This window comes from Microbacterium sp. MYb45, from assembly GCF_002979655.1.
Lineage (GTDB): Bacteria > Actinomycetota > Actinomycetes > Actinomycetales > Microbacteriaceae > Microbacterium.
In genome coordinates this window covers 45762-66259 of record NZ_PCPG01000010.1, presented here as the reverse complement: position 1 = coordinate 66259, position 20498 = coordinate 45762, and the positions used below count along the sequence as shown (strand labels likewise).

Annotated in this window: 20 protein-coding genes; 15 read left to right on the top strand and 5 right to left on the bottom strand. The window is 68.4% G+C overall.

The genetic code is table 11. The features are described 5' to 3' along the window. Window positions 1-178: 178 nt before the first annotated feature. The 4 genes from CQ034_RS14665 to CQ034_RS14650 are packed head-to-tail and all read right to left on the bottom strand — an operon-like array spanning window position 179 to window position 4285. Window positions 179-970, bottom strand: coding sequence for an ABC transporter ATP-binding protein (locus CQ034_RS14665; RefSeq protein ID WP_258134223.1), 792 nt, complete (start codon window positions 968-970; stop codon window positions 179-181). Further along, window positions 967-1962, bottom strand: a complete 996-nt coding sequence (locus CQ034_RS14660; protein ID WP_181156332.1) for an ABC transporter ATP-binding protein — start codon at window positions 1960-1962, stop codon at window positions 967-969. The genes CQ034_RS14665 and CQ034_RS14660 overlap by 4 nt, the downstream gene beginning before the upstream one ends. Continuing rightward, window positions 1952-2929: a branched-chain amino acid ABC transporter permease gene (locus CQ034_RS14655; RefSeq protein WP_029262245.1), complete on the bottom strand. Its 978-nt coding sequence runs from the start codon at window positions 2927-2929 to the stop codon at window positions 1952-1954. Before CQ034_RS14655 ends, CQ034_RS14660 begins: the two co-directional genes overlap by 11 nt. A gap of 3 nt (window positions 2930-2932) precedes the next feature. After that, window positions 2933-4285 (bottom strand): branched-chain amino acid ABC transporter permease, encoded by a 1353-nt coding sequence (locus CQ034_RS14650; RefSeq protein ID WP_029262246.1) that lies wholly within the window; start codon window positions 4283-4285, stop codon window positions 2933-2935. Window positions 4286-4535: 250 nt separating this feature from the next. Here CQ034_RS14650 and guaB point away from each other — a divergent pair, with 250 nt between their 5' ends. From guaB to CQ034_RS14585, 14 genes are all read left to right on the top strand, one after another. After that, a complete protein-coding gene (gene guaB / locus CQ034_RS14645; protein WP_029262247.1) occupies window positions 4536-6038 on the top strand; it encodes an IMP dehydrogenase in 1503 nt (500 codons plus the stop codon). A gap of 92 nt (window positions 6039-6130) precedes the next feature. Next, window positions 6131-6445, top strand: coding sequence for a DUF2277 domain-containing protein (locus CQ034_RS14640; protein ID WP_105711662.1), 315 nt, complete (start codon window positions 6131-6133; stop codon window positions 6443-6445). A gap of 144 nt (window positions 6446-6589) precedes the next feature. Beyond that, window positions 6590-7633, top strand: a complete 1044-nt coding sequence (locus CQ034_RS14635; RefSeq protein ID WP_105711615.1) for a response regulator — start codon at window positions 6590-6592, stop codon at window positions 7631-7633. Continuing rightward, on the top strand, window positions 7633-8622 hold the full coding sequence (locus tag CQ034_RS14630; RefSeq protein ID WP_105711614.1) for an ATP-grasp domain-containing protein: 990 nt from the start codon (window positions 7633-7635) through the stop codon (window positions 8620-8622). The genes CQ034_RS14635 and CQ034_RS14630 overlap by 1 nt, the downstream gene beginning before the upstream one ends. Further along, the gene (locus tag CQ034_RS14625; protein WP_105711613.1) at window positions 8619-9332 is read left to right on the top strand and encodes a PHP domain-containing protein; all 714 of its coding nucleotides are present in this window, start codon (window positions 8619-8621) and stop codon (window positions 9330-9332) included. Before CQ034_RS14630 ends, CQ034_RS14625 begins: the two co-directional genes overlap by 4 nt. Continuing rightward, on the top strand, window positions 9332-10819 hold the full coding sequence (locus CQ034_RS14620; RefSeq protein ID WP_105711612.1) for a glycosyltransferase: 1488 nt from the start codon (window positions 9332-9334) through the stop codon (window positions 10817-10819). Before CQ034_RS14625 ends, CQ034_RS14620 begins: the two co-directional genes overlap by 1 nt. Next, entirely contained in the window at window positions 10816-10959 is a 144-nt protein-coding gene (locus CQ034_RS19605; RefSeq protein ID WP_167381624.1) for a hypothetical protein, read from the top strand. Before CQ034_RS14620 ends, CQ034_RS19605 begins: the two co-directional genes overlap by 4 nt. Continuing rightward, a complete protein-coding gene (locus tag CQ034_RS14615; RefSeq protein WP_105711611.1) occupies window positions 10956-11303 on the top strand; it encodes a response regulator in 348 nt (115 codons plus the stop codon). The genes CQ034_RS19605 and CQ034_RS14615 overlap by 4 nt, the downstream gene beginning before the upstream one ends. Continuing rightward, complete coding sequence (locus CQ034_RS14610) at window positions 11300-13105, top strand: cell wall metabolism sensor histidine kinase WalK (RefSeq protein ID WP_105711610.1); 1806 nt, start codon at window positions 11300-11302, stop codon at window positions 13103-13105. Before CQ034_RS14615 ends, CQ034_RS14610 begins: the two co-directional genes overlap by 4 nt. A gap of 37 nt (window positions 13106-13142) precedes the next feature. Next, complete coding sequence (locus CQ034_RS14605) at window positions 13143-13391, top strand: AbrB/MazE/SpoVT family DNA-binding domain-containing protein (RefSeq protein WP_029262255.1); 249 nt, start codon at window positions 13143-13145, stop codon at window positions 13389-13391. Beyond that, window positions 13388-13753: a type II toxin-antitoxin system VapC family toxin gene (locus tag CQ034_RS14600; protein WP_105711609.1), complete on the top strand. Its 366-nt coding sequence runs from the start codon at window positions 13388-13390 to the stop codon at window positions 13751-13753. The genes CQ034_RS14605 and CQ034_RS14600 overlap by 4 nt, the downstream gene beginning before the upstream one ends. Before the next feature lie 102 nt (window positions 13754-13855). Then, window positions 13856-14407, top strand: a complete 552-nt coding sequence (locus tag CQ034_RS14595) for an OsmC family protein (protein WP_105711661.1) — start codon at window positions 13856-13858, stop codon at window positions 14405-14407. Between the two features lie 78 nt (window positions 14408-14485). Then, window positions 14486-16174 carry an ABC-F family ATP-binding cassette domain-containing protein gene (locus CQ034_RS14590; RefSeq protein ID WP_105711608.1) on the top strand — a complete coding sequence of 563 codons (1689 nt, stop codon included), beginning with the start codon at window positions 14486-14488 and terminating at the stop codon, window positions 16172-16174. 57 nt (window positions 16175-16231) lie between these two features. Beyond that, on the top strand, window positions 16232-18691 hold the full coding sequence (locus CQ034_RS14585; protein WP_146114856.1) for a LuxR C-terminal-related transcriptional regulator: 2460 nt from the start codon (window positions 16232-16234) through the stop codon (window positions 18689-18691). 63 nt (window positions 18692-18754) lie between these two features. On the opposite strand, the gene CQ034_RS14580 is transcribed toward CQ034_RS14585, so the two are convergent. Further along, the gene (locus tag CQ034_RS14580) at window positions 18755-19144 is read right to left on the bottom strand and encodes a PLD nuclease N-terminal domain-containing protein (RefSeq protein WP_105711660.1); all 390 of its coding nucleotides are present in this window, start codon (window positions 19142-19144) and stop codon (window positions 18755-18757) included. Between the two features lie 202 nt (window positions 19145-19346). Between CQ034_RS14580 and CQ034_RS14575 the strand changes: the two genes are divergently transcribed. Continuing rightward, window positions 19347-20462, top strand: coding sequence for a GuaB3 family IMP dehydrogenase-related protein (locus CQ034_RS14575; RefSeq protein ID WP_029262261.1), 1116 nt, complete (start codon window positions 19347-19349; stop codon window positions 20460-20462). Window positions 20463-20498 lie beyond the last annotated feature (36 nt).

The window sequence follows — 20498 nt, the reverse complement described above, 5'->3', positions numbered from 1 at the left end:
CGCCCCGTCCCGTCCCGGTTCATCCGTCGGGAGCTCGCACGGATGTCGGGAGAAACGCCGGGCGAGGACCCGACGGATGCACGAACTCCCGACGGACGCTCGCGCCGAGAGGCGACGGATGCCCGCCATGCACGCAGGAGGGGGATGCCGCGTGGCATCCCCCTCCCGCGTGACGCGCTCAGGCGGCGTCGGTGCCGAGCGTGCCGAGGTAGAGGCCGATGACCTTGGGGTCGTTCAGCAGCTCGCGCCCGGTGCCCTCGTAGGCGTCCTTACCCTGATCGAGCACATAGCCGCGGTCGCAGATCTGCAGGCAGCGGCGCGCGTTCTGCTCGACCATGATCGTCGTCACGCCCGCCTTGTTGATGTCGGAGACGCGGATGAAGGCATCGTCCTGACGCACGGGGGAGAGGCCAGCCGACGGCTCGTCGAGCAGCAGCACCGACGGATCCATCATCAGCGCCCGCGACATGGCGACCATCTGTCGCTCGCCGCCCGAGAGCGACCCTGCGCGCTGCTTCAGGCGCTTGCCCAACTCGCCGAAGATGCTGCTGACGAACTCCAGGCGCTCGGCGAAGATCTTGGGGTTCTGGTACAGCCCCATCTCCAGGTTCTCCTGGATCGTGAGCGACGGGAACACGTTGTTCGTCTGCGGCACGAAGGCCACGCCACGGCGCACGAGCTTGTCGGCCTTGAGCCCGACGATGCTCTCGCCCTTCACCGTGACATCGCCCGAGCGGATCTCGACCATGCCGAAGATCGCCTTGAGCAGCGTCGACTTGCCGGCGCCGTTCGGGCCGATGATGCCGATCAGCTCACCTTTGTGGGCCACGAGGTTCGCGCCGTTGAGGATGTTCACCCCGGGCAGGTATCCGGCGTGCACATCGGTCAGCTCGACGATCACGTCGTCGTTCTTGATCTCGTTGCGCTCCGCGGGAGCTGGCGCGGGCGTGGGGGCGGGTGCGTCGGTCATGCCTTCTCCTCCTCGACGTCTTCGGCCTCGACTTCGGCCTCGACCTCGGTCTCGATCTGCTCCCGGATCCGGATCGCGTCCTCTTCCGAGATCACCGGAAGACGACCGGTGACGGCCCCGAGGTCGACGTCCTGGTGTGCGCCCAGGTAGGCGTCCACGACGGCCGGATCCTCCATGACCTGGTCGGGCGGGCCCTCGGCGACGACACGGCCCTCGGCCATCACGACCACCCAGTCGGCGATGTGGCGGACCATGTGCATGTCGTGCTCGACGAACAGCACCGTCATCCCCAGATCCTTGAGGTCGAGGATGTGCTCCAGCAGCGACTGTGTGAGCGCGGGGTTCACGCCGGCCATGGGCTCGTCGAGCATCACCAGGGTCGGATCGCTCATGAGCGCGCGGGCCATCTCGAGGAGCTTGCGCTGACCGCCCGAGAGTGATGCGGCGAAGTCCTGCTCCTTGGCGTCGAGCTTGAAGCGGGTGAGCAGCTCGTGCGCCCGTGCCTCGATCTCCTGATCCTGCTTGCGCCAGAGGAAGGGGAACAGCCCCGCCCAGAAGCCCTCGCCGCGCTGGTCCTTCGCGCCGAGCTTCATGTTCTCGAGCACGGTCAGCAGCGACAGCGACTTCGTGAGCTGGAAGGTGCGCACCTGTCCCATCCGCGCCACCTTGAACGAGGGGATGCCGGAGAGGTTCTTCCCGTCGAACGACCAGGTGCCGGCGTTCGGCTTGTCGAAGCCGCACAGCAGGTTGAACAGGGTCGTCTTGCCGGCGCCGTTCGGGCCGATCAGCGCCGTGATGGCTCCGCGCGGGATCTCCAGGTGGTCGACATCGACCGCGGTGAGACCGCCGAACCGGCGCTCCACCGCATCGACGATGAGGATCGGGTCGACCTTCTTGACGCCGGGCGCGGCGGGACCGGCGGCCAGGCCCCCGGTCTTGGCGCGGGGCGTGCTCTTCGCGGGCGTGACCACCGCGTCGTCATTACTTGACAAAGGTCATCTCCCTCTTGTTTCCGAGGATGCCCTGCGGGCGGAAAATGACGATCAGCATCAGCACGACGCCGATCACGATGTACCGCACGACGTCGGCCTGTGCGCCGGACATGGGCAGGTAGCCGGCGTTCGCCATGGCAGGGAGGAGCGCACCGAGGAAGGCGAATACCACCCAGAACAGCACCGCGCCGAGCGTCGGGCCGAGCACGGTGGCCGCGCCGCCGAGCAGGAGGATCGTCCACAGGAAGAACGTCAGCGACGTGGAGTAGCTGCCGGGGATCACCGCGGACGGCAGGATGAAGACGATGCCGCCGACGGCGCCGATCACACCACCGACCACGAGCGCCTGCATCTTGTAGGCGAAGACGTTCTTGCCGAGCGAGCGCACCGCATCCTCGTCCTCACGGATGCCCTTGAGCACCCGACCCCATGGGCTGCGCATGAGCGCCCAGACCACGAGCACGGCGATCACGAGGGCGATCAGTCCGACGACCCGCACCCACAGATCGGTCGCGTTGTAGGTCCACGGGCCGAAGCCGTAGGTGCCCGGTGGGAAGGGATTCGAGTCGCGGAAGCTCTGGTGGTACCCGGAGAGTCCGCCGGCGGAGTTCGTCCAGTCCTTGAAGAGCTCGGTGACGAACATGAGCCGCACCACCTCGGCGGCGGCGATGGTCGCGATGGCGAGGTAGTCAGCACGAAGACGCAGGGTCGGGATACCCAGGATCAGAGCGAATGCCGCGCCGCCCAGCATGCCGACGAGGACGCCCGCCCACCACGGGAACCCGAAGGTCAGGATGGAGATCGCGTAGCCGTAGCCGCCGATGGCCATGAACGCGGCCATGCCGAAGTTGAGCAGGCCGGTGTAGCCGAAGTGCACGGCGAGGCCGGTCGCCGCCAGGGCGTAGGCGATCGTCGTCGGGCTGAAGAGATAGGAGGCGGTGTTGCCGAAGATGCTTCCGAAGTCCATGCGTCAGCCCAACCTTTCCTTGCGTCCGAGGATGCCTTGCGGTCGCACCAGCAGAATGATGATCAGCGCGACGAGTGCCGTGGCGTACTTGAGGTCGGACGGCACACCCAGCAGGGTCGACACCTCGACGGCGAGACCGACGATGATCGAGCCGATCAGGGCGCCGATCGCGGAGCCGAGGCCGCCGAGGGTGATCGCGCAGAACATCAGCAGCAGCATCTGCATACCCATGTCCCACTTCACACCGGGGCGGAAGTACGCCCACAGGATGCCGGAGATCGCGGCGAGAGCGCCCGCGAGGATCCACACCGTGCGGATGACCTTGTCGACGTCGATGCCGGATGCCGCGGCCAGCTGCGGGTTGTCCGAGATGGCCCTGGTCGCCTTTCCGGTGCGGGTCCTGGTGAGGAAGAACGCGACACCGAGGATCACGACGATGCTCGTCCCCATCGCGATCATGTCGATGTACGACAGCGAGATGGGTCCGAGGCGGATGGGCTCGGGGCTCGCTCCCGGAAGCTGGTAAGTGTTGCCGCCGATGAAGTACTGCATGCCGTACCGGAGCGCGAGGGAGAGCCCGATGCTCACGATCATGAGCTGGACCACCCCGAGGCCTCTTCGCCGCAGGGGTTTCCAGATCCCGGCATCCAGAGCCCACCCGAGCGCGGCTCCGCCGATGACGGCGGCGATGATGCCGAGCCAGAGGGGCAGGTGCCAGAACGTCGTGCAGAGCAGCGCGACGACCGCGCCCCAGGTGACCATCTCGCCGTGGGCGAAGTTCGACAGGCGGGTGGTGCCGTAGATGAGCGCGGCGCCCATGGAGGCGAGTCCGAGGAGGAGCCCGAAGTTCAGGCCGCCGACGATGCGCGACAGGAGTTGATCGAGGAACGACACGGTGACCCGCTCGCCCGCTCCGAGGAAGAAGTTGACGATCTTGGTGCCGGTGAGGCCGAATTCGAGCTCGAACGACGCGGTGGTCCCCGAGACGGGCTGGATGCCCTCGGGGAGCTGGGTCGCGTCGACGATGACGCCCTTCGGCAGCGTGGACTCGTCCACCGTGAGGGTGTACGTCTCCATCTCCGGCACGTAGAGGCGCCACTTGCCTTCGGCGTCGGTCTCCGTCTCGGCTTCGAAGCCGTTGCCCTCGATGGACATGACGACGCCTTCGACCGGCTCATCCGCATTGGTGACGACACCGGCGAAGTAGAAGTCCGTGACCTCTTGCCCGTCGTCCGTCGTCTCAGCCGAGGCCGATGAGGGGGGCAGGAACAGGAACGCCATGAGCGCCATGAGGATACCGAGGCAGATGACGGCCCAGGGGCGCCTTCGCTGCACGGCGATTGTTGTGGGTCCCACGCAACCTCCACTGTGAGTGCTGTCACTGCGGCATCGGGTATGAACCGCAGGGATGGACGACGCATTTGAGCGTAGTGCGCGATCCCCGAATCACCTACCGTCGCGGTCAACGGTCCGATAACGGCGGGCTCCGGGAATGTTCTCGGGTGCGTCGCACTTAGAATCTTCATACGGGCCGTGGCCCCGCAAAGGCCGACGTCGACCACCCCCTCGCACTCGGACATGCGCGACTCGCGCAGAAGGAGAATCCATGGAACAGCACGATCCCTTCGGCTTCGTCGGACTGACGTACGACGATGTGCTGCTCCTGCCGGGGCACACCGACGTCATCCCCAGCGAAGCGGACACCTCGTCGCGGATCACCCGCCGCATCTCGGTCGCCACCCCGCTGCTGTCGAGCGCGATGGACACGGTCACCGAATCCCGCATGGCGATCGCCATGGCGCGCGAGGGCGGCATCGGCATCCTGCACCGCAACCTCTCCATCGCCGACCAGGCCGCGCACGTCGACCGCGTCAAGCGCAGCGAGTCCGGCATGATCACCGACCCGATCACCACGACCCAGGACGCGACCGTCGAAGAGGTCGACAACCTGTGCGCCAAGTACCGCATCTCGGGGCTGCCCGTGGTCGACGACGACGGCAAGCTGGTCGGCATCATCACCAACCGCGACATGCGCTTCGTGTCGGGCTTCGAGCGTCAGAGCACTTTCGTGAAAGACGTCATGACGAGCGAGAACCTCGTGACCGCGCCGGTCGGGGTGGCCGCCGGAGAGGTCATCGCGCTGTTCGCGAAGCACCGCGTCGAGAAGCTGCCGCTCATCGATGACAACGGCAAGCTCGCGGGCCTCATCACCATCAAGGACTTCGACAAGAGCGAGAAGTACCCCCTCGCCACCAAGGACGACCAGGGCCGCCTGCGCGTCGGTGCCGCGATCGGCTTCTTCGGAGACGCGTGGGAGCGTGCCGAGGCGCTGCGCGACGCCGGTGTCGACGTGCTCGTCGTCGACACCGCCAACGGGCAGTCCCAGGGTGTCATCGACCTCGTCCGCCGACTGAAGGCCGACGCGTCGTTCGAGCACATCGACATCGTCGGCGGCAACGTCGCGACCCGTGAGGGCGCCCAGGCTCTGGTCGATGCGGGCGTCGACGCGGTCAAGGTCGGCGTGGGTCCCGGGTCGATCTGCACCACGCGCGTCGTCGCAGGTGTGGGAGTGCCCCAGGTCACGGCCGTCTACGAGGCCTCGCTGGCGGCCCGACCGGCGGGCGTGCCCGTGATCGCCGACGGGGGACTGCAGTACTCCGGTGACATCGCCAAGGCTCTCGTCGCCGGTGCCGACGCCGTCATGCTCGGCTCGCTCCTGGCCGGAACCGACGAGTCCCCGGGCGAGATCGTCTTCCAGTCCGGTAAGCAGTTCAAGCAGTACCGCGGAATGGGTTCGCTCGGCGCGATGCAGACCCGCGGCAAGCAGACCTCGTATTCCAAGGACCGTTACTTCCAGGCCGACGTCCCCAGCGACGACAAGCTGATCCCCGAGGGCATCGAAGGGCAGGTGCCGTATCGCGGCCCGCTCGCCGCCGTCGCCTATCAGCTGGTCGGCGGTCTCCGTCAGTCGATGTTCTACGTCGGAGCGCGCACGATCGAAGAGCTCAAGACGCGCGGCAAGTTCGTGCGCATCACCTCGGCGGGGCTCAAGGAGTCGCACCCGCACGACGTGCAGATCGTCGTGGAAGCACCGAACTACAAGAAGTGACGTCGGATCCCGACGGGATCTTCGCAGAGGGGCCGGATGCCGCGCGCATCCGGCCCCTTCCGTCTGTCGACGGCCCGGCGTACCGTGCCGGTATGTGCCGAAACATCGTTCCGCTGAACAACCTCGAGCCCGCCGCGACCGACGAGGAGTGCCACGAGGCGGCCCTCCAGTTCGTCCGGAAGATCTCCGGGGCGAACGCGCCGTCGCGTGCCAATCGCGCCGCGTTCGACCGCGCGGTCGCCGAGATCGCGCAGGCGACCCGTGCCCTGTTGGACGAACTCGTCACGACCGCCCCGCCGAAGAATCGCGATGACGAGGCGGCCAAGCGTCGCGCCCGCTCGGCCGACCGCTACGAGGCGATCCGGGTCTACCAACAGGAGAAGAAGGCCGCTGCCGCCGGATCCTGAGGCGGCGAGCCCGAGTGGCGAACGGGCTATGCCAGAATCGACATACCCCGCTCGACTTTCCCTGCGGTCCCGGTGTTGAAGGCGCCGAGATCGCACTCGCCGATCCCCATCGGTCAGGGAACCTCCCCAAGGAGAGCTGTACACATGCCTGAGGATGCTCCCAGAGTCCTCGTCGTCGACGACGACGCCGACGTCGCCCTGCTCGTGAAGACCGTGCTCGAGAGGCGGGCCGGCTGCATCGTCGACGTCGCCGAAGACGGGCGGGCCGCTGTCGAACGCGTGGCGCAGGTGCGCCCGGACGTCGTCGTGACCGACATCGAGATGCCCGGACTCAACGGACTCGAACTGCTCGCCGAACTCCGGCGCACGGTCCCCACCGTTCCCGTCGTGGTGATGACCGCCCACGTGTCGGTCGAGTACGCCGTCTCGGCTCTGCGCGCACAGGCCGATGAGTTCCTCACCAAACCCCTCGACAACGCCAAGCTCGTCGAGTCGGTCATGCGACTGGTCGAGGAAGGACGCCGTCGCCGGGAAGAGGCGCGCCCGACGGAGCGCGTGCTCGCGATCGGCGCCCATCCCGACGACGTCGAGATCGGGGTCGGTGGACTCCTCGCTGCTCACTCGCGTGCGCAGGACGAGATCACGATCCTCACCCTGTCCCGCGGAGCCCGCGGCGGCGATGCCGCGAGCCGACAGGACGAGTCGCTGGCGGCGGCGGAGATGCTCGGCGCCCGGCTGTTCCTGAAGGATCTCGTGGACACGGAGATCTCCGGCGGCGGCTCGACCGTGCGCCTCATCGAGGAGGTCGTGCAGGAGATCCAGCCGACGATCGTCTACACGCACTCGAGCAACGACCGGCACCAGGATCACCGTGCGGTGAGCGAGGCCACGATCGTGGCGACCCGTCGCGTGGGCACGGTCGCCTGCTATCAGAGCCCGTCGTCGACGATCGATTTCCGTCCCACCCGGTTCGTGCGGATCGATCAGTACCTCGACGACAAGCTCCGGCTGCTGGAGCGTTTCAGCTCGCAGACGGCGAATCGCGACTACCTGGCACCCGAGTTCGTCACCGCGACGGCGCGGTACTGGTCGCGGTTCGGCGGCGGAACAGCCGTGGAACCCCTGGAAGTGGTGCGCGAGACGGCTGAGTTCATCGGCGCCCATGAACTCAGCCGACGGGAGAGCTGATGACGAAGCGTGTGCTGGTGACCGGAGCAGGCGGACCGGCCGGAGTCGCCGTGATCCGATCCCTCCTCCGCCGATCCGATCTGACCGTGTTCGCCGCCGACATGGACGGCTGGGCGAGCGGAATCTATCTGGTGCCCCCGGCCCAGCGTCGCCTGGTCCCACCGGGAAGGGACGACGACTTCGTGCCGGCGATCGCGCGCATGGTCGAGGCTGATCAACTCGATCTCGTGATTTCGACGGTCGACGTCGAGCTCATCGCCCTGGCCGAGCGGCGGGACGAACTGGCACCCGCCGTGCTCGCCGCGCCGTCGGCCGACACGCTGAACACGGCGCTGGACAAGCTCGCGCTCGCCGAACGGTGCGCGCCGACCGGTCTCACTCCTCGCACGGTCCTCGCCGGCCCTGACGCGCAGGCCGTCGACTGGGAGTTCCCGGTCTTCGCCAAGCCGCGCCAGGGCGCCGGCAGTCGCGGCGTGCGTCTCGTGCCCGATCGTGCGGCACTCGAGGCGCTCCCCACGGACGAGGGTCTGATCGTGCAGGACTTCCTTCCGGGGGAGGAATACTCGGTCGACGTCATCGCGGATGCGACGGGTCACGTGGTCGCCGCGGTGCCCCGCACCCGTGCGCGGGTCGATTCCGGCGTCGCCATCGCCGGACGCACCGTGCAGGACCCGGAGCTCGAAGAGGCGGCGGCATCGATCGCCCGCGCCATCGGACTCGTCGGCGTCGCGAACGTGCAACTGCGCCGGGACCGCGCCGGCCGGGCCGTGCTGCTCGAGGTCAATCCGCGCTTCCCCGGCGCGCTGCCGCTGACGATCGCGGCCGGTGTCGACATCCCGTCACTCGTGGCCGACCTGTTCCTCGGACGCGAGCTGCCGGTGCGCGTTCCGTTCCGCGAAGTCGCGTCGGTGCGCTTCCTCGAAGATGTGATCGTCGAGGTCGACGACCTGCTGGTCTCCGAGCACGCGGGTCATCAGGAGGAGCTGTGACCCACGCCGTACTGCGCGGCGACCATCACGTGCACTCGACCTTCTCGGACGATGCCGTCTCGACGCTCGCCCAGAACGTCGATGCCGCGGTCGCGGCCGGGTTGACCTCGCTGCGTCTCGTCGACCACGTGCGTCAGAGCACCACGTGGGTGCCCGAGTACCTGGCCGCCGTGCGCGCGCTGCGGGTGCCCGATGGACTCACCGTGCTCTCGGGCGTCGAGGCCAAGATCCTGGATGCTGCGGGGTCGCTCGACATCCCGGTGCTGCCGGAGGGCATCGACCGGATCCTGATCGCCGACCACCAGTTCCCCGGGACGGACGGCCCCCTCGGCCCCTCGACCGTGCGCGATCGGATCGCCGCGGGGTGGGCCCCGGACGACGTGCTGGATCAGTTCGTCGACGCGCTCATCGCGACGATGCGTCGGCATCCCGGGAATCAGCTCGCGCACTGCTTCTCGATCCTCCCCAAGATCGGTCTGTCCGAGTTCGATCTCGGCCCGGAGCGCACGCAGGCGTGGGCGCTCGCCGCGGCGCAGACCGACACCCTGGTCGAGGTCAATGAGAAGTGGGGGTGCCCCGGCGTCGAAGCGCTGTCGGCCCTCCGCCGCGCCGGGGGAGTGATCGTCGCCTCCACGGACAGCCACGACGCCGCCGAGGTCGGCCGCTACTCCCGTGTCATCCCGCTGCTCGATGCGGTGGAGGTGTCTTGATGGCCGATCTGACCTGGCTGCAGACCGTGTTCGTGGTCATCCTCCTGCTGTGCGTCCTGGTCGGCACGCTGCCGGTGATCAACACGGGGCTGCAGTTCCTCATGCTGCCGGTGCATGCGTTCCGCAACCACTACGGCAAGGCCGCGCCGTACCATCCGAACGTCGCCGTCATCATCCCGGCGTGGAACGAGGGGGCTGTCATCGGCCCGGCGATCGAGCGGCTGCTCCAGCTGGAGTACCCCGCCGATCGCCTGCGCGTGTTCGTCGTCGACGACGCGTCCACCGACGACACCCCCGCCATCGTCGGGGCCAAGGCCGATGCCCACCCCGGACGGGTCGTGCACCTGCGGCGCGAGAAGGGTGGCGAGGGCAAGGCTCATACGCTCAACCACGGCCTGGATGTGGTGCTCGCCGACGTCTGGACCGAAGCCGTGCTCATCATGGACGCCGACGTGATCTTCGCGCGCGACTCCCTGCGCAAACTCAGCCGGCATCTCGCCGACGACAAGGTCGGGGCGGTGACCGCCTACATCGCCGAGGGCAGCCGCGACCGCAACTACCTCACGCGGTTCATCGCGATCGAGTACGTGATCGGCCAGCTCTCCGCCCGTCGGGTGCAGAACGTCGGCGGCGCGATCGCCTGTCTCGCCGGCGGCGCCCAGCTGCATTCGCGGGCCAACCTCGAGGCGATCGGCGGGCGGATCCCGACGGGGACTCTCGCCGAAGACACGATGACCACGTTCGAGGGCCAGCTCAAGGGGCGCCGGATGGTCTTCGAGCCGCACGCCGTCGTGCTCGCCGAAGAGCCACGGACGATCGACAGCCTCTGGAAGCAGCGACTGCGCTGGGCCCGCGGCAACGTGCAGCTGACCTCGATCTACCGCAAGCTGTGGTTCCGTCCGAGCCGCGAGCACAACCTGGGCAGCTTCTCGTTCGGACTGGCCTGGTTCACCATCCTCCTGCTGCCCGCGTTCATGCTGCTCGCCGCGGCGGGAATGCTCGCTCTGCTCGTGCTGCACAGCGACATCGCGGAGTTCGTCTTCCGCTTCATGTGGATCTCGGCGGCCTGCATCTACCTGTATTCGATGCTGTACGCGGTGCAGCTCGATCCCCGTACGGGCCGGCACTCCTGGCGCGAGGCGATCATGTTCCCGGGGCTGGGTGCGCTCCTCCTGATGGTGATCGCCCTCTTCCCGTGGGCATTCGAATCCGGTCTCGAGGCCGTCGGACTGGATCTCACCGACGAGACGCGCATCCTCTGGGCCGTGATCTTCTACCTCTGGGGCCCGATCTCGATGCTCGGGATCTGGCTCGCGCGCGCGGTCGAGAAGCTTCCGGGCGGGCGTTTCTTCGCCGGGCTCCTGCTCTACATCTGCGGCTACGGCTCCCTGCTGTGCGCGATCACCGTGGACTCCTACATCAAAGAGTGGCGTCGTGCTGACGCCTCCTGGATCAAGACCGAGAAGATCGGACGCGTCGACTCATGAACGCTGCACCGTCACCCGAAGCCGAGCGGGAGGAGATCGTCGCGGATGCCCGGCGCGAGCGACGACTGATCCCGCAGGCTGTTCTCGCGCTCGTCGTCGTCGTCGTGGTCGTCGTCGTGCGAGAGCTGTTCCTTCGATGACCGGGAGGCCGTTGGCCCTCGTCGTCGAGGACGCTCCCGACCAAGCTGCGCTCCTGCGGCGCTATCTCGATCGTGAGGGCTTCGACGTCTTCATCGCGCACGACGCCGAGTCGGCGATCGCGGCCTTCCCGGATATCGACCCCGTGGTCGCCGTGCTCGATCTGCTGCTCCCGGGAATCTCCGGGCAGGCCTGCGCGCGCCTGGTGCAGGAGCGATTCCCCGACTGCTTCCTCGTGATCAGCTCGGTGCTCGATGCCGCCGACTACCCGCCGGCGGATGCCGCGCTGCCGAAACCGATCACGGGCGCCGACCTGCACGCCATCGTCGAAAGGGTGCCACGATGAGGGCGACGCCGCTCGGCCGCGCGGAGAACCGCTGGTATCAGGTCTTCGACAACCCGAGCCCGCTGCTCAAGCAGGCGCCGACGGTCATCGCCACGATCATCGCGGCGATCCTGACCTGGTGGGTCCCCGATCTTCCGATCACGCATGTCATGCCCGCGGTGGCAGGGATCGCCGTCGTCCTCGCGGCCACCGTGCTCGCCGCCGTGCTCACGACGCGGGGGATGCATGACGGCTGGGCCGTACTGCTCATCCCCATCGTCGATATCGTCGGTCTCGGTCTCTTCCGCACCGGCACAGGCGGCGCCACCTCGCTCTTCTCCTCGCTCGTGCTCCTGCCCGTGGTCTGGTTGGCCGCGGCTCCCGGCATCCGGTGGGTGTTCGTCGTCGGCGGGTTGACCTCGATCGCGCTCCTGATGCCGTACTTCACCAACCCCCCGGACACCTCGGTCGAGTGGCTGCGCGGGGTGGTCGGTCCGCTGGTGTTCTCTGCGGTGGCCGCGGTCATCAACCAGCTCTCCCGGCAGCAGCGCATGCGCGTCGACCAGGCGGAGGAGCTCGTCGTCGAACGCACGAGAGCGTTGTCGGAGAACGTCGCGATGATCGTGCAGCTCCGCGACAAGGAACGTCAGTACCGCGAGCTGCTGGACTCGTTCGAGAGCCTGTGGGCGTCGATCACGGCGCAGGCGGTGATCGCGACGGACTGCAGTGGGAAGATCACGGCCTGGAATCCCGGAGCGGAACGCCTGCTGGGACTCTCGGCGGAGGAGGCCCGCGACGACGTGCGCATCGACCGCTTCTTCTCGACGGCGGTCCTGTCGATGCTGGCCGCCGACAACGTCGACCGTCCCGGCTCGGACCACGAGCTTCTGCCCGGCTATGCGGAGCTCTCGCCCGGAATCCAGGCGCTGTTCTCGCAGGCTGATGCCGGGCTCCCGGTCGACGGGGACGTCGAGGTGACGACGGCGGGCGGTACGACGGTTCCCGCCCGGGTCACCGTCACCCCGCACAAGGACGGCGCCGGCGCGCAGCAGGGATACCTGTTCGTGCTCACCGACGAGACCAGGGCGGTCGAGGTCGCGCGCATGAAGGACGAGTTCGTCGGGATGATCTCCCACGAGCTCCGCACGCCGCTGAGCGCGATCATCGGCTTCCTCGATCTGCTGCAGAACGATCCCGGTCAGCCGCTCACCGTCGACCAGCAGGAGTTCGTCGGCATCATCGAGCGCAATGCGAAGCGTCTGCTCAACCTCGTCGGTGATCTGCTCTTCACCGCGCAGGTCGAGTCCGGGAGGTTCCCGCTCGAGCGCGAAGAGGTCGATATCGCCGAGCTCGTCCGATCGGCGGTTGTCTCGGCGGGGCCGCACGCGCAGCGCGAGGGCATAGAGATCGCGGCGGAGGTCGGTGCTGACGCCATTCCTCTCCTGATCGACTCCGGGCGGATCGGTCAGGCTCTCGACAATCTGCTGTCCAACGCGATCAAGTTCACCCCGCGTGGCGGGCGCGTCAACGCCCGCGTCCGTCCGGTCGACGGGGGAGTGGAGCTGGCCGTGCAGGACACGGGCGTCGGGATCCCGGAAGACGAACAGGGGATGCTGTTCACCCGGTTCTTCCGCGCGTCGACCGCGACGCGCAATGCCGTGCCGGGTGTCGGTCTCGGGCTCACGATCACCCGGGCGATCGTCCTGGCGCACGGCGGGAGCATGGACGTGACGAGTCAGGAGGGCGTGGGCACCGAGTTTCGCTTCGTCCTCCCGTCGGCACCCCGCACCGAGGTGCTGACGAGCCTGAGCCGCGCCGACTGACATCCCACTGCGTGCGCATGAGTGGTACCGTGGGCCCATGGATACCACGTTCGTCGCGCCGATGGGTGATCGCGGTCGGCTGGTCATCCCCGCTGAGCTCCGCAGCCGCCAGCATTGGGAGCAGGGCGTGCCGCTGCTGATGATCGAGACTGTGGGTGGGGTCATCCTGGTCACCCGCGAGCAGGCCAAGGCCCTCGTCAGGTCTCAGCTCGAAGGCAAAGACGTTCTGAAATCGCTCCTCGCCGAACGTCGAGCAGCCGCGAGCTCCGAGGACGCCGCTGCGTGATCGTCCTGGATGCGTCCGCACTCCTCGCATTCCTGCAGGGCGAACCCGGAGCCGATCGCGTGGAGGAGATTCTCGACGATGCGGTGGTCGGAGCGGCGAACTGGTCCGAGGTCGCGCAGAAGGTGCGCGCATCCGGTGCCGACTGGGGCGTGGCGTCCGGACTGCTGCTCAGCTATCGATTGCGCGTCGAGCCTGTGTCGCACCGTGACGCCGAGGAGGCGGCCCGGCTGTGGAAGCGTGGGAGCGGCCTCTCGCTCGGCGATCGGCTGTGCCTCGCGGTGGCGGCGCGTCTCGACGCGGTCGCGCTCACGGCGGATCGCGCCTGGGGCGAATCTGAACGCGTCGAGCAGCTCCGGCGGTGATCTGAACCGCGGAGCGTCGCATCCGTGACGCTCCGTTTCCGGGTGTGAAGCCGGATGACGGTCCTCATGCCGCCCGAGCGCAGGGATCGCTACCGTCGGGCCATGACTCTCATCCAGGACCAGCTCGCCGGTATCGCCGATGTCACTCCCGCCGAACGCGCTCGGCGACTCACCGACGCCGGAACCGCGTGGAACGAGCGGATCGCCGCGGATGCCGCGAACGCACAGCTCACCTACCGCGTGAGCGGGCGGGGCATCGGCTCCGTCGCCACCGAGATCCGCGCAGGGAAGCACCGCTTCCTGGTCGACGAGCCCGGTGCGCTGGCCGGCGACGATGTGGCGGCGAGCCCCGTCGAGTACGCGCTGGGTGCGCTCATCTCGTGTCAGGTGGTCGTGTACCGGCTCTACGCGCAGGCGCTCGGTCTCACTATCGACCAGATCGAGATCACGGCGGAGGGCGACCTCGATGTGCGCAAGCTCTTCGGCATCGACGAGTCGGGGAGAGCAGGCTTCCACGATGTCCGGGTCTCGGTCGACATCACGGGCCCGGACAGCGCCGAGCAGTACGAGAACCTGCGCACCGTCGTGGATGCGCACTGCCCCGTGCTCGACCTCTTCGCGGCGCCCGTGCCGACATCGAGCGCTCTCGGCTGAGCGCGGTTCGGTGCGCGGCGCCCGCGCCTGATAGCCTGGTCGGCTCGGCATGCGCGGGCGGAAGGACGGCCACGCACCGTGGGCTACATCGATGTCTCCAGCGTCTCACTGACGCTCCCCGACGGCAGACCGCTTCTCGACGAGGCGACGTTCCGGGTGGGTGCAGGCTCCACCAGCGCCCTGATCGGACCGAACGGGGCGGGCAAGACCACTCTGCTGCGCATCATCCGCGGTGATCGGCCCGCCGATGACGGCGTGGTCACGATCGATGGCGGTCTCGGTGTCATGGACCAGTTCGTCGGTCACGGCGAGGCGGGCGAGACCGTGCACCAGCTGCTGGTGCGCGTCGCGCCGGCTCGCATCCGCGCGGCGGCCGAGGCTCTCGAGGCCGCCGAGAACGCACTGATCGAACGCGACGAGCACGACACGCAGATGGCCTACGCCACGGCGATCGCCGAGTACGCGGATGCCGGTGGATACGAACACGAGACCGTCTGGGATCAGTGCACGGTCGCGGCGCTCGGCGTGCCGTTCGAGCGGGCGCGGTATCGCGAACTCACCACCCTCTCGGGGGGTGAGCAGAAGCGGCTCGCGCTTGAAGCCCTGCTGCGCGGACCCGATGAGGTGCTGCTGCTCGACGAGCCGGACAACTACCTCGACGTGCCGACGAAGCGGTGGCTGGAGGAGCAGCTGCGTCAGACGCCGAAGACCGTGCTGCTCGTGTCGCACGACCGCGAGTTGCTCGCACGCGCCGTCGACCGCCTGATCACGCTGGAGCCCGGCGGCGCCGGTGCCACGGCATGGGTGCACGGCGGAGGCTTCTCGACGTATCAGCAGGCGCGGACCGACCGGATGGACCGACTGGACGAGCTGCGTCGGCGCTGGGACGAGCAGCACGAGAAGCTGCGCACCCTCGTCGCGAACCTCAAAGTCAAGGCGTCGGCGAACGACGGGTTCGCGTCGCGCTATCAGGCGGCACAGACGCGCCTGCGCAAGTTCGAGGAGGCGGGCCCGCCCGAGGAGCGTCCGCCCACGCAGGACTTCGACATGCGTCTGCGCGGCGCACGCACCGGCAAGCGGGCCGTGGTCGCACAGCGTCTCGAGCTGACCGGGCTCATGCGTCCCTTCGACGCGGAGGTCTGGTACGGCGACCGGGTCGCGGTGCTCGGTTCCAACGGATCGGGCAAGTCGCACTTCCTGCGGTTGCTCGCCCGTGGCGGCAGCGACCCTGATGCCACGCTCGGTCACGTCACGTCGACAGGAGAGCAGGTGACCACGGTGGCGCACACCGGCACGGCGACTCTCGGCGCACGCGTCGTGCCCGGACTGTTCGCCCAGACTCACGCGCATCCGGAGTTCGTCGGGCGCACGCTGCTGGAGATCCTGCACCGCGGCGACGACCGTCGGGCGGGGATGCCGCGGGATGCCGCGAGTTCGGCGCTCGATCGGTACGGCCTCGTGCGGCAGGCGCAGCAGACGTTCGACTCGCTGTCGGGCGGGCAGCAGGCGCGGTTCCAGGTGCTGCTGCTCGAGCTCTCCGGGGCGACGCTGCTGCTGCTGGACGAACCCACCGACAACCTCGATCTGGAATCGGCCGAGGCGCTGGAGCAGGCCCTGGCGCGATTCGAGGGGACCGTGCTGGCGGTGACGCACGACCGCTGGTTCGCCCGGTCGTTCGACCGTTTCCTGGTCTTCGGGTCGGACGGCGACGTCTACGAATCGGACGAGCCCGTGTGGGACGAGAAGCGGGTCGCTCGGACGCGCTGACGAGAGCAGAACCACGACCGACGCGAGTCCGCGGGTAAAGGGTGAAATAATACCGAGATGATAGATCTCGGGGACATCACTCACGCACGCGGATCAGTGGTTGCGCTCCTGCAACGGAGCGGCCTGGTCGACCGACCTCGGTTGCGGCGGATCTTCGACGCCTTCGAGCGTGAGATCAGGGTCGTGGGTATCTGGGCTCCCGCCGGCTCGGGCAAGTCCGTGCTTCTCCGGCAGTGGATGGCCACCGTCGACGGCCTGGTGTGTTTCGCAGATGCCGCCGATGAGGCGCAGGTGTTCGACGCGATCCAGCGGAGCAGGGCGGCAGGTGCCTCCCGGGTGTATCTCGTGATCGACCAGCTGGATCGGTCGTCGGCGCAAGCGCGGGAGGCCATCGCGGCGGCGGTCGACAGCGGCGATGGCCGCCTTCGGGTGGTTCTCGCCGGCAGATTCGATGCACTTCCGGTGTCGCCCGCCAGGTGGGTGCGAACCAGCGAGATCTCCGGTGCCGATCTCGCCTTCACCGCCGACGAGGCGACCAGCCTTCTCGCGGATGTGACAGCCCCCACCGGGAAGCAGCTCCGCGGTCTCCTCGCCCGCACCGGTGGGTGGGCGACCGCACTCGTGCTCGTGCGCCGTCTGCGGGAGACGGGCGACGGCTCGGTGGTGGATCGGTTCGACGGCGACAGTCGCCCTGTCGCCGACTATCTCGTCACCGAGGTGCTGTCCGCTCTCGATCCGGAGCAGGAAGAAGTGCTCGTCTGGTCGGCTGTCGCGCCGACGGTATCGGCAGCACTCGCCGTCACGGTGACGGGGAGTCCCGACGCCGGTCGTGTTCTCGAGCAGCTCGCCTGTGCCAACTCGCTCGTGATGCGACAGGACGCGGATTCCTATCGGTTCCATCCCATCCTCTGGGCGTTTCTCGCCGCAGAGCAGCGACGACGCGATCTCCCACGGGCGAACAGCGCCCACGCAGCAGCGGCGCGGTGGTTCTCGGCGAGGGGCGATCTGCGCAGCGCCCTCGCTCAGACAGTCCGGGCCGCAGACGCGGCCGCGCTCGCCGCCTTCCTCGATCAGCACGGCTACGAGTTGATCTTCCAAGGCGAATCCGGCCCGGTGATGCGTGCCGTTCGCGCGGTCGCGCCCCGGGACCGCGAGAGGCTGGAGGCGGATATGGGGCTGCTTCTCGCGATTCCGCACTTCCCCGATCGCCCAGGGGCAGCGCAGCTCCTCCGTGTCCGCACCCACGCCCAGCGGAGGGCTGAGCGGACCGCCGTGGACGAGATCGTGGACGCGCTGTGGGCGCACGCGAATCGGCGGCGGGGCGACATGCGGGACCGGCCGCCACTAGCCGTCGACGCGTCCTGCTCCCGCGGAACCGCACTCCTTCTCGAGTATGTGCAGGTGTGGACCACGGGAGGGGTGGATGGCGAGATGAACGACAACAGGAGCGCGGCGCTCGTGCACCTCGGCTCGCCGACCGCCGACACCTCGGAACTGCGGTGGTTGCGGATGCTCATCCTGGAGAGTGCGCTGTCGATCGTCTCCCGGGCGCCGAGTCGGGTCGACATGGAGCCTGTCCTCCTCCAGATCGAACGTGACCGGCTCAGTGGCGCCGATGAGCGGGATACCGTGGCTGCGCGCGCCGTCTGCCTCCAGGCGACGCGTGCCTATCACCGGGCCGACCCTCTCTCGACGAGCGTGCTGGAGCACTGGAGTCCTCGTGCCGGCGCACGCCTCGACCACTTGACGCAGATGCTCCTCGCGCTCGACGAGCTCACCCGCCGTGGGGGCGGCGCCGCGCTCGCGCGGGTGGTGGCTCTGATCGAGAACGACCTCTCCGACACGGTCTCCAGCCTTGCCTATGCCGTGGTTCCTGCGATCGGGTCCGCCATCCGCCAGGGTGACGTGCCGCTGGCAGACCGGCTCCTGGCGCGCTGTCGTCGTGTTCTCGGCGAATACAGCGTCGAATCGGCGACAGCGGCTTTCCTCCGGCATCCGAACCGTGAGGGCGATCACGTCCTCCGTGAGGCCTTGGCGGGCGGTGCTCCACGATTCACCCCGCTGGCTCTGGCCTCTGCCTGGGTGGCTCTTGCCGTTCACGCGCACCGCCACAGACGTGACTCGTCGGCGACCGCGGCGATCCTGAACGCGCTGATGTGCGCGGCGCCGCTGGGGGCCGTGCGGCCGTTCCTCCAGGAGGGGAACGAGCCGTCGGTCGTGCTGCGTGCACGCATCGAACGGTTGGGGGCGTGGCGGCCTGTGGCAGAGGAGATCCTCGCGCATCCGGACATGGCGATGTCGGAGAAGGCCGCGACCGTCACGATCGCGAAGCTCACGGCGCGGGAACAGGAGTTGCTGCGGGAGCTTCCCGCCCACCAGAGCATCGCCGAGATCGCAGGGCGTCGGTACGTCAGCGCCAACACCGTCAAGTCACAGCTGCGAAGCATCTACAGCAAGCTCCAGGTCAACGGACGTGCCGAGGCGGTCGAGGCTGCTCGCCGTGTCGGTCTGCTCTGACCGGATCGACACGGGGAGGGGCTCGCCGTCGCGTGAGACCACGAGCCCCTGCTTCGCCTCGGATCAGCCCGCGAGCACGCGCGTCTTGATCTGCTCGTACTCCGCAGCGGTGATGGTGCCGCCGTCGAGGAGGGCCTTCGCCTTCGCGATCTCGTCGCTCGGGCTGCTGCCGGCCACGGACTTGATGTAGTCGGCGGCGGCGGATTGCGCGGCCTGCGTTTCGCGGACGCCGCGTTCCGCCATCCCTCCACCGCGGGCGATCAGGTAGATCAGCGCGGTGAGGAACGGGACGAAGACAAGGAAGAGCAGCCAGGCCGCCTTCGCCCACCCGTTCAGCTTGTGATCGCGGAACAGGTCCGTGATGATCGCGAACAGCGCGAACAGGTACGCGAACAGGACGAACACCGCCAGGAACCACCAGACGATGTCCCAGAAACTGGCCCAAAGGGTCATGAAGTCACCTCTCATAGAGAACGGGACCCGCTCGGATCCCGCAGGCCAACGATCGCTGGCGATGGGAAGGTCGGTCATCCCCCCATCCGGGTGAAAGGCGGTGCACTCGGTGCTCGATGTCTTCGAGCGCTGTCGCCGTTCCGCGACGCTTCGAGCTCTGCCCGAGTCGACCGCCGCGCCCGGGTAGGCTGGAGGGGTGACCATGGAGATCGAGCTCGGCCGAGGAAAGCGCGCACGTCGCGCGTACACGTTCGATGACATCGCGGTGGTGCCGTCTCGGCGCACGCGCAACCCGGAGGACGTGTCGACCGCCTGGACGATCGACGCCTTCGGCTTCGGCATCCCGGTGCTCGGAGCCCCCATGGACTCCGTCGTCAGCCCGCAGACCGCGATCATGCTGGGTCAGCTGGGCGGACTGGGTGTGCTCGACCTCGAGGGTCTGTGGACCCGGTACGAGAACCCGGAGCCGCTGCTCGCCGAGATCGCCGGTCTCGACGAGGGCACGGCCACGGTCCGCATGCAGGAGCTGTACGCCGAGCCGATCAAGCCCGAGCTCATCACCCGTCGCCTCGCGGAGATCCGCGAGGCCGGCGTCACGGTGGCGGGCTCGCTCACGCCGCAGCGCACGCAGGAGTTCTACGACACCGTCGCCCGCGCCGGCGTCGACCTGTTCGTCATCCGCGGCACCACGGTCTCCGCCGAGCACGTGTCCAGCGTCGCCGAGCCCCTCAACCTCAAGAAGTTCATCTACGACCTCGACGTCCCCGTCATCGTCGGCGGAGCCGCCACCTACACCGCGGCACTGCATCTCATGCGCACCGGAGCAGCCGGCGTCCTCGTCGGCTTCGGCGGGGGAGCGGCGTCCACGACCCGCGCGACCCTCGGCATCCACGCGCCGATGGCGACAGCGGTCTCCGACGTCGCCGCCGCGCGCCGTGACTACCTCGACGAATCCGGTGGCCGCTACGTGCACGTGATCGCCGACGGCGGCGTCGGCACCTCGGGCGACATCGTCAAGGCGCTCGCCATGGGGGCGGACGCCGTCATGCTCGGCGTCGCGCTGGCCCGCGCCACCGATGCGCCCGGCCGCGGATTCCACTGGGGTCCCGAAGCCCACCACCCGAAGCTCCCGCGCGGTCGTCGGGTCGAGGTCGGCGGCATCGGCACGCTCGAAGAGATCCTCTACGGCCCCGCGCCGGTCGCCGACGGCACCGCGAACCTGATCGGTGCGCTGCGCAAGTCGATGGCGACCACCGGATACTCCGACCTCAAGGAGTTCCAGCGGGTCGAGGTCGTGCTCGCACCGTACGAGGCCTGAGGTTCAGCGCACCACCGTGACGACTCCTGCTCTGTT

Bases quoted from the DNA above. Each gene is read 5' to 3' on its own strand.
- CQ034_RS14665 (WP_258134223.1), bottom strand. From the start codon at position 970: ATGACCGACGCACCCGCCCCCACGCCCGCGCCAGCTCCCGCGGAGCGC.
- CQ034_RS14655 (WP_029262245.1), bottom strand. From the start codon at position 2,929: ATGGACTTCGGAAGCATCTTCGGCAACACCGCCTCCTATCTCTTCAGC.
- guaB (WP_029262247.1), top strand. From the start codon at position 4,536: ATGGAACAGCACGATCCCTTCGGCTTCGTCGGACTGACGTACGACGAT.
- CQ034_RS14640 (WP_105711662.1), top strand. From the start codon at position 6,131: ATGTGCCGAAACATCGTTCCGCTGAACAACCTCGAGCCCGCCGCGACC.
- CQ034_RS14635 (WP_105711615.1), top strand. From the start codon at position 6,590: ATGCCTGAGGATGCTCCCAGAGTCCTCGTCGTCGACGACGACGCCGAC.
- CQ034_RS14630 (WP_105711614.1), top strand. From the start codon at position 7,633: ATGACGAAGCGTGTGCTGGTGACCGGAGCAGGCGGACCGGCCGGAGTC.
- CQ034_RS14620 (WP_105711612.1), top strand. From the start codon at position 9,332: ATGGCCGATCTGACCTGGCTGCAGACCGTGTTCGTGGTCATCCTCCTG.
- CQ034_RS19605 (WP_167381624.1), top strand. From the start codon at position 10,816: ATGAACGCTGCACCGTCACCCGAAGCCGAGCGGGAGGAGATCGTCGCG.
- CQ034_RS14615 (WP_105711611.1), top strand. From the start codon at position 10,956: ATGACCGGGAGGCCGTTGGCCCTCGTCGTCGAGGACGCTCCCGACCAA.
- CQ034_RS14610 (WP_105711610.1), top strand. From the start codon at position 11,300: ATGAGGGCGACGCCGCTCGGCCGCGCGGAGAACCGCTGGTATCAGGTC.
- CQ034_RS14605 (WP_029262255.1), top strand. From the start codon at position 13,143: ATGGATACCACGTTCGTCGCGCCGATGGGTGATCGCGGTCGGCTGGTC.
- CQ034_RS14595 (WP_105711661.1), top strand. From the start codon at position 13,856: ATGACTCTCATCCAGGACCAGCTCGCCGGTATCGCCGATGTCACTCCC.
- CQ034_RS14585 (WP_146114856.1), top strand. From the start codon at position 16,232: ATGATAGATCTCGGGGACATCACTCACGCACGCGGATCAGTGGTTGCG.
- CQ034_RS14580 (WP_105711660.1), bottom strand. From the start codon at position 19,144: ATGACCCTTTGGGCCAGTTTCTGGGACATCGTCTGGTGGTTCCTGGCG.
- CQ034_RS14575 (WP_029262261.1), top strand. From the start codon at position 19,347: ATGGAGATCGAGCTCGGCCGAGGAAAGCGCGCACGTCGCGCGTACACG.